Source organism: Actinomadura livida, assembly GCF_014648675.1.
Lineage (GTDB): Bacteria > Actinomycetota > Actinomycetes > Streptosporangiales > Streptosporangiaceae > Spirillospora > Spirillospora livida.
In genome coordinates, this window is record NZ_BMRO01000004.1 from 123,574 (window position 1) to 129,721 (window position 6,148).

Consider the following 6,148-nt stretch of genomic DNA (forward strand, 5'->3'; position numbering starts at 1 on the left):
CGCGCCACCGGACGGGCGGGCGATTCGCGCTGGTCGGCGATGTCGGCCTTGTAGGTGACGCCGAGGAGCAGGACCCTGGCGCCCTTCAGCGCGCGTCCCTCCCGATTGAGGAGCTGCTGCGCGCGTTCGGCGACGTACCGGGGCATCCGGTCGTTGATCTCCTGGGCCAGCTCCACGAACCGGAACGGGTAGCCCAGCGACCGGACCTTGTACGACAGGTAGTTCGGGTCGATCGGTATGCAGTGCCCGCCGACGCCCGGCCCCGGGCGGAACGCCTGGAAGCCGAACGGCTTGGTGGCCGCGCAGTCGATCGCGTCCCAAAGGTCGATGCCCAGCTCGTTGCAGAACACCGCCATCTCGTTGACCAGCGCGATGTTCACGTGCCGGTAGGTGTTCTCCAGCAGCTTGGCCATCTCGGCCTCGCGGGTGCCCCTGGCCTGCACGACCCGGTCGACGAACTTGCCGTAGAACGCCGCCGCCGCCGACGCGCACGCCGGGGTCAGCCCGCCCACGATCTTCGGCGTGTTGCGCACCCCGTAGACCGGGTTGCCCGGGTCGATCCGCTCCGGCGAGAACGCCAGGTGGAACTCCTCCCCGGCGACCAGCCCGGACGTCTCCAGGATCGGCCGGACGACCTCCTCGGTGGTGCCCGGGTACGTGGTCGACTCCAGGACCACCAGCGTCCCCGGCTCCAGGCGCCGGGCGACCGTCTCGGCCGCGCCGCGCACCGCGGTGAGGTCGGGGCCGCCCTCCGGCGACAGCGGCGTCGGCACGCAGATGACCACGGTGCGGGCGTCGTCCAGGACGTCCTCGTGCAGGCTCGGGACGAACCCGGCCTCCAGCATGTCTTCTATGTCGGCGGGCGAGACGTCGTCGATGTGCGACAGCCCGGCCTTGAGCCCGGCGACCACGCGCGCGTCGCGGTCGAGGCCGCCGGCCCGCAGGCCGGCCCGGCAGGCCTCCCGCACGAGCGGCAGTCCGACGTAGCCGAGTCCGATGACCACCAGATCCACCCGGTGGCTCCCTTCGCAGAATGTACGCGGTCGCGGTTCAGGGGATCGCGTAGGCGGTCCGGTATCCGGCCGTAACGGTGCGCCAGGTGCGTTCCGCCCGCACCCATTCCCGGGCCGCCTGCCCGATTTTCTGCCTTCTTTCCGGACTGTAAGCCAGGTCTTCCAGACAATTCGCCCATGATTCCGGGTCTTCCGGAACTGTTAACGCGCCGGTCACGCCGGGTTCCACGATTTCGCGAAGTGCCCTGACATCACTGGCTATGACGGGGATTCCCCCGGCCATCGCCTCGATCGGCTTGAGGGGCGTCACCAACCGGCAGACCCGGTCCGCACGGCGCGGCACCGCGAACACATCGAGGACGGCGTGGAATCGGCGAACGGACTCCATCGGCACCCGGCCGGTGAACACGGCGTGCACGCCGAGCCCGGCCGCGCGCCGTTCGAGCGCGCCGCGCTCGGGGCCGTCGCCGACCAGCAGCAGCGTGACCGGCGAGCCCCGGTCGCGCAGCAGCGCCGCCGCGTCGATGAGCGTGTCGATGCCCTCGTAGCCGTAGAACGAGGACGTGAGGCCGACCACCGGGGCGTCCCCGCGGATGCCGAGCCGCTCACGCAGGCCGCCGGGGTCGGGGAGCGGTTCGAGGAACGTCTCGTCCACCCCGTTCGGCACCACGGTGATCTTCTCCTCGGGGACGCCGCGGGACGCGATCTCCGCCCGCATGGCCTCGCCGAGCGTCACGACCGCGTCCGCCTCGGCCATGCGGCGCGTCTCCAGCTCCCGGGTCAGCCGGTAGAACTCGTCCGCCTCGCGGTGCGCGGGGTCGCGCGACAGCCAGGAGTCCTCCAGGAAGCCGCGCACCTCGTAGACGACGGGCAGCCCGTGCCGCCGCCCCAGCTCCAGCGCGACGGCCGCGTTCAGGTGGTTGCTGACCGCGTGCAGCACGGCCGGCCGCAGCTCCGCGACCAGCCGCCCGGCCAGGTCGGCGCTCCTGGCGACGGCCCGCACCGGGTCGGCGGGCGGCAGCCAGGGGAGCAGCCGGTGGTACGGGACGCCGTCGACGTCCACCCGCGCCCGCGCGTCCCCGCGGCCCTGGCTCAGCGGATACCCGAGCCGCGTCACCACGTGGGTGTCGAGGCCCGCCTCCCGCTGGGCCTGGGCGATCCGGTGCGTGCGGACGGTGTATCCCGCGTTCGTGGCGGGAAGCGAGTTCGTCACGAACTGCAGGACGGCCCTGCCCCGCGGCTGCTCGGGGAGGGGGGCTCGGGGGGACGTCGGACGGGCCAGCAGGCGGCGCAGGTCGGCCGTCTCGCGCCGGACGTCCCGCGGCTTCGGGACCACGAGCGGGGAACGGCGCAGCCGGGCGCCGAACGGGGTGCGGGCGACCAGCCGGACCGCGAGCCGGGACGCCCGGCCCGGGTCGTCCCGGACCTGCCGCCAGGCGAGTCCCACCAGGTAGACGGGCTTTTTTGTGAGCACGGCGGGCGAGCGTAGGCGACCCCGATGAACAGAAGGGAAATCGTGTTGGCCCCCATCGTGCACGTCCTCGGGGCGCGGCCGAACTTCGTCAAGGCCGCCCCGGTGATCGGCGCGCTGCGCGCCGCCGGCGCCGAGCAGGCCGTGGTCCACACCGGCCAGCACTACGACGCGCGGATGTCGGAGATCTTCTTCACCGAGCTGGGGCTGCCCGAACCCGACGTCAACCTCGGCGTCGGCTCCGGCGGGCACGCCGAGCAGACCGCCGCGCTCCTCGTCGGCCTGGAGCAGGAGTTCACGAGCCGTTCACCCGAGCTCGTCATCGTGTACGGCGACGTGAACTCGACGATCGCCGCCGCCCTCGTCGCGGCCAAGCTGCAGATCCCCGTCGCCCATGTGGAGGCGGGGCTGCGCAGCTTCGACATGTCCATGCCGGAGGAGGTCAACCGGCGGATCACCGACCAGCTGTCCGCGCTGTGCCTGGTCACCAGCCCCGAGGGGATCGGGCACCTGGCCGCCGAGGGCGTCCCGGTGCACCGGACCCACCTCGTCGGCAACCCGATGATCGACACGCTGCTGGCGAACCTCGGCTCGTTCGACACGGACCGGGTCCGGGCGGAGCACGGGCTGCCCGGCCGGTACGTCCTGGCGACGATGCACCGCCCCGCGAACGTGGACGCGCCCGAGACGGCGGCGGCCCTCGTCCGGCACCTGCACGGCGTCGCCGACCTCGCCGGCCTGGTCATCCCCGTGCACCCGCGCGGCCGGGCGAACCTGCTGGCCGCCGGGCTGGCCGACCACGCCGGGGTGCACATCCTGGAGCCGCTCGGGTACATCGACTTCATCGCGGCCGTGCGGGGGGCGGCGGCGGTCGTCACGGACTCGGGGGGACTCCAGGAGGAGACGACGATCCTCGGCGTCCCGTGCCTGACCGTCCGGCCCAACACCGAGCGGCCCATCACCATCACCCACGGCACCAACCGCCTCGTCACGTTCGAGGAGCTGGTGCCCGGTGTTCGGAAGGCCCTGGAGTCGGGGCCGGTCGCCGCCGACCGCAAGCCGCCGCTGTGGGACGGCCACGCCGGCCCCCGCATCGCCGAAGTGATCATGAGGTATCTGGGTGAGTGACGAGGCCGGGACCGGCGCGCGCCATGAGGCGAAGGCGTACCAGCAGCTCGGGCGCCTGAAGGCGACGCTGCGCGAACGCGAGGCGCGCCTCGCCGAGCTGGAGAAGCGGGTCGCGGCGCTGGAAGCCTCGACGGCCGTGCAGTTCGGGCGGCTCGTCGCCGGGGCGGCGCGCAACCCCCGGCGCGGGCGACGCCTGCCGCGCGACCTGTACCGGCTGTGGCGCAAGCGCAACGCCCCCGTGTCGGCGTCCGGGAGGGGCGGCGGCGGGGCGGTCCAGCCCGACCGGGTCGACCGCCCCGAGAACCGGCTGCTCGTCGCCGGCCCCTGCGACCGCCCTATCGCCGCGGGGGTGCTCGCCCCGCGCACGGCCTCCGAGCTGGCCGAGCACGTCGAGGTCGTCCCGCTGTACCCGCACGACGCCGCGATCGTCCTCGACCGGGCGGACGTGGACATGGTCGTCGTGGACGCATCGGCCGGCGAACCCGGCGGCCCCTGGGCGTACCTGGGCATACCCGGCATGTACGACCGGGACGCCGCGCTGGACGAGATCCGGCGGATCGCCGCGGCCCGCACGCTGCCGCTCGTCCTGCTCGGCGGCGGCCCGGCACCCGCCACCCTCGCGGCCCTGACCTGGGACGCCGTCCTCGCGGACGCCGGCCGGGTCGCCGCAGTCCTCGAACTCTCCCGCTGAAGGCCGTTGAAAGGAACCACCGTGCGACAACGCGCCCTCGTCTACGGCGACGTCGATCTCAACATGATCGACGGTTCGGCGATCTGGGCCCAGGGCATGGTCCAGGCCCTGTCCCGCGCCGGCTGCGAGGTGACCCTGGTCCTCAAGGCCCCGGTCCGGACCGGACGCCTCGTCGACCCGCTGCGCGCCCTGCCGGGCGTCACCGTCCGCAGCCCGCACGCCGAGGGCCTCTGGGACGGCGTCATGGCCGCCAGGCACGCCGCCGCGATCCTCGCCCGCATCGACGCGGAGGAACAGCGTTCCCCGAGGGGGGACGACCCCCCACGCCCCCCGGGACATGGGTTCGACCTGGTCGTCGTCAGGGGGCGGCGCATCGCGGGCAAGCTCGCCATGGGCCCCCTCGCCGGACGCCTCTGGACGTACCTCACCGACGTCCCGCAGTCCGCCGCCGAGTTCACCGCCTCCGCCAAGGGCGAGCTGCGCCGGATCGCCGACGCCTCCCGCGTGCTGCTCTGCCAGACCGAGGAGCTCCGCGGTTTCCTGGAGGGCGCCGTCCCCGCCGCGGCGGGCAAGAGCGTCCTGTTCCCGCCCGTCGTCGTCCTGCCCGACGGGCTGGAGCCCCGCGCCGCCGGGGCCCCCGACGGCCGCGCGCTCCGCCTCGTCTACACGGGCAAGTTCGCGCCGCGCTGGAACACCTACGAGATGACCTCCCTGCCGCGCCTGCTCGCCATGCGCGGCGTGGACGCCGAACTCCACGTGGTCGGCGACAAGATCCACGACGATCCCGCCGACCCTGGGTTCGCGTCCCGGATGCGGACGGCGCTGGAGACCGGCGAGGGCGTGGTCTGGCACGGCGGCCACCCGCGCGCCGAGGCGATGCGGCTGACGGCCGCCTCCGACGTGGGCCTCTCCTGGCGCGACCCTGCACTGGACGCGAGCCTCGAACTGTCCACGAAGGTCCTGGAGTGCGGCACGCTGGGCGTCCCGGTCGTCCTCAACCGGACGCCCATGCACGAACGCCTCCTCGGCGCCGACTACCCGCTGTTCGCCGCCACCGAGGACGACGTCCTGGACGCCCTCACCCTCATCGGCAAGAACCCCGACGTCTTCACGCTCGCCGCGGACCGCTGCCGCACGGCCGCCACCGAATACACGCTGGACGCCGCCGCCGACCGCATCCGGACCTACCTTTCCCAGACCTTCCCGGAGCCGTCCCAGGCCGTTCTCTCCGTCAAGTCACGCCCCCTCCGCGTGGGCGTGGCGGGCCACGACCTCAAATTCTTCACCCGCCTGCTCGACTACCTACGCTCCCGCCCTGACATGGAAATCCGTGTAGACCACTGGGCCGCCCTAAAGGCCCACGACGAGAAACGCAGCGAAGACCTGGTCGACTGGGCGGACGTCATCATCTGCGAATGGTGCGGCCCCAACGCCCTCTGGTACGCCGAGCACAAGCGCCCGGACCAGCGCCTCCTCGTCCGCCTGCACCGCTTCGAGCTCTACGCGGCGTGGCCGAAGCAACTGAAGATCGACGCCGTCGACCGCGTCATCTGCGTCAGCCCGCACTACAACTCGCTCACCCGGGAGACGACCGGCTGGCCCGCGGAGAAGGTCGTCACCGTCCCCAACTGGGTCGACGACGCCCAACTCGACCGCCGCAAACTCCCCGGCGCCGAACACCACCTGGGCATGATCGGCATCGCGCCGTCCCGCAAACGCCTCGATCTGGCCCTGGACGTCCTGGAGGAACTCCGCCGCGAAGATTCCCGCTTCACGCTCTTCGTCAAATCGAAACTGCCCTGGGACTACTGGTGGATCTGGCAGAAGGACGAGGAACGGGCCCAC

General features: G+C 72.8%; 5 protein-coding genes. 3 read left to right on the forward strand and 2 right to left on the reverse strand.

Annotated features, from left to right (window positions below):
- A partial coding sequence (locus tag IEZ03_RS10350) for a nucleotide sugar dehydrogenase (RefSeq protein WP_229808248.1) occupies positions 1-1,013 on the reverse strand: 1,013 nt, incomplete at its 3' end.
- 37 nt (positions 1,014-1,050) lie between these two features.
- A complete protein-coding gene (locus IEZ03_RS10355) occupies positions 1,051-2,487 on the reverse strand; it encodes a glycosyltransferase family 4 protein (RefSeq protein WP_184891033.1) in 1,437 nt (478 codons plus the stop codon).
- 24 nt (positions 2,488-2,511) lie between these two features.
- On the opposite strand from IEZ03_RS10355, the gene wecB reads away from it, so the two are divergent.
- The 3 genes from wecB to IEZ03_RS10370 all read left to right on the forward strand — a co-directional run.
- Entirely contained in the window at positions 2,512-3,612 is a 1,101-nt protein-coding gene (gene wecB, locus IEZ03_RS10360) for a non-hydrolyzing UDP-N-acetylglucosamine 2-epimerase (protein WP_184888780.1), read from the forward strand.
- Positions 3,605-4,303 carry a hypothetical protein gene (locus tag IEZ03_RS10365; protein ID WP_184888778.1) on the forward strand — a complete coding sequence of 233 codons (699 nt, stop codon included), beginning with the start codon at positions 3,605-3,607 and terminating at the stop codon, positions 4,301-4,303. The genes wecB and IEZ03_RS10365 overlap by 8 nt, the downstream gene beginning before the upstream one ends.
- 63 nt (positions 4,304-4,366) lie before the next feature.
- On the forward strand, positions 4,367-6,148 hold a 1,782-nt coding region (locus IEZ03_RS10370; RefSeq protein ID WP_229808249.1), incomplete at its 3' end, for a glycosyltransferase family protein.

What these genes read in the sequence shown, in the direction of transcription:
- wecB (WP_184888780.1), top strand. Translation starts at nt 2,512, where the DNA reads ATGAACAGAAGGGAAATCGTGTTGGCCCCCATCGTGCACGTCCTCGGG.